Here is a 2,155-nt window from a genome sequence, read left to right on the forward strand (position 1 = left end):
TTGTTAGAGTCGATGTCCCCTATTAAGGGGAGCATCTCTCCTACAAATCCGTACGTGCGACTTTCGTTGCATACGGCTCCTAAGTATCTTTTTGGCTGCTGTGTATGTATTGGTGGCAGCTCTGGTGAACCGCCATTAAATTCTTTGGTTTCCAATTGTCGTGGTTTCCATCTAGGTGATGAAGGTGTACAGATTCGTTGCCTATTAACTTGTGACCACAATGTCCACAGCAATGGTTTTGCTTCTTCAAGGCTTTGGAAGTAGCATTATCGTAGAGTCCAGAGTTCCTTTGGCTCCAGTACACCAAGTCTCCGTCATAGGGGGACTTGGTGCCCCTGACTTTAATATGCTTGTTTTCCTTATATTTCACCGCCGGGAATGCTTTCTTTACTAATCTTTCGGATTCGTATCGATTGATTTTCTTCTCTTTTCTGAATTTCTCTTCTGTTCTCTTTGCAGTGAACCACAGAGAGTTTCGGGAGCCGTCCATCTTGCAATTCCGGTGGTAATTTCTCCAGCCCCTTATTATGGGAGCTAATTTTTCAGCCTTTATTTTTGCACCATAGTTCGAGCTGTTGGCCACGGCTTTAATCTTCTTTTTGATGGTTCTTAGGTTTTCCGCTGAGGGAATACTTCGGAACTTTCCATTTTTCTGGACTCGGAAGTTCCAGCCCAGGAAGTCAAAACCGTCTGTCGAGTGAGTTATTTTGGTCTTTTCTTCGCTGATTTCCATTCCGCGTTCAGTTAAGAATTCCTTGACCTTTTTTAACACCTTTTGAGCGTCTTCGTTAGGTTTCAGGAATATTACCATGTCATCCGCGTAGCGGATTGATTGGTGTAGGCTTTCAATTCCATTTAGTGCCACGTTGGCTAAGAGTGGGCTGACCACACCTCCTTGGGGTGTTCCTTGCTCCGTGAATTCCGGACTGACGCCCGCTTTTAAACATCTAAAAATCCCCTGTTTTATGGATGCCGGTGCTAACAGTCTATCCATTATGGAGCTGTGTGATATGCGGTCAAAACACTTTTTGATGTCTAGTTCTATGACCCTTTTTGTGATGCCGTTGCAACTTGAGTTCAGGTTATTGAACACGTGTTTTTGGGCATCGTGCGCACTTCGTCCAGTCCTAAACCCGTAACTCCGGGCGTGAAAGGTAGCTTCGTGTGCAGGTTCTAGGGCGTATTTCACTAGACATTGCCATGCTCTATCAGCGATTGTCGGGATTTTCAGCATTCGCGTTTTCCCGTTCTTCTTGGCTATCGGGACTTCCCGTAGTCCAGTATGTTTCCAGTCGGAGCCATATTGGTTCAATAGCTCAAGTAGCTCTAATCTCTGCCGGTATGTGAGGGATGACTTACCATCAATGCCGGGGGTTTTCTTACCCTTGTTGAGCTGTGTTACTTGACGGATGGCCAGTAGTTGTGCTGAGCGGGATTTCATTATCAGTTTCTGTAGAGACCTGGCTTTTCTCAGGTTTCCAGCTTGAACTGCTTTATATAAACGTCTTTGTAGGCGAAAAAGGTTTTGGCGAAGTTTCTTCCACTGTTGCCCTTTCCAAAGGTCACTAGCTTTTTTGCTGTGTCTACCCATGCTCTTCTCCAAAGTCTATATACTTGATACCCGTGACCAGTTTTCGGTCACATCCTACCCGGCAGGAGGGATTAAGTTTGACATAACTTACTAGGGTTTCGACCGTTCCTTAGACCTCGTGTTGCTGCCGTTTTTACTCGTTCCATCTATTAGATTGTTGTGGTGATTTAGGTCAGTCCAATTTGCCCATCCTCCTCTCGGAGATTACAGCTATTCTGGAGAAGACGCTGTGAGAGTAGAGGATACATTCCATATTGGTTTTTCAGGTTATGGTAGGCTGGTAGGACATTTTTCTAGGACTTGTTTAACCATGTCACCTCCCCTTTAGCGCCAGTGTTGTTACCTGCTTCTTTTCAACTGATTGCGCCCTGGTGCCAGCTTCACTCTGTAGGGATGTCGCCCTGCTCGGTGTGGCCAGATAGGGAGTCACTTATCTCTTCAAGGGGCGGGTTTTCACCGCCATCCAATAGATAGTTAGAAATCTTTTGAGGGTGTTACCCTCACGATTCCCCTTACTCATACCCCTCTAGTTTCTAGAGGCTCCTAGTAAGAACGAGCCGCACC

Annotated in this window: 1 protein-coding gene; it reads right to left on the bottom strand. The window is 45.8% G+C overall.

Annotation, left to right across the window (positions count from 1 at the left end):
* Positions 1–79: 79 nt before the first annotated feature.
* Positions 80–1,591: a reverse transcriptase domain-containing protein gene (locus F6K38_RS40050; RefSeq protein WP_009148815.1), complete on the bottom strand. Its 1,512-nt coding sequence runs from the start codon at positions 1,589–1,591 to the stop codon at positions 80–82.
* Positions 1,592–2,155 lie beyond the last annotated feature (564 nt).

Origin of the sequence: Moorena sp. SIO3B2 (assembly GCF_010692525.1) — a bacterium.
In the GTDB taxonomy this organism is placed as follows: Bacteria; Cyanobacteriota; Cyanobacteriia; order Cyanobacteriales; family Coleofasciculaceae; genus Moorena; species Moorena producens.

Excerpts from the sequence above, each read along its gene's own strand:
- F6K38_RS40050 (WP_009148815.1), bottom strand. The coding sequence starts at position 1,591 with ATGGGTAGACACAGCAAAAAAGCTAGTGACCTTTGGAAAGGGCAACAG.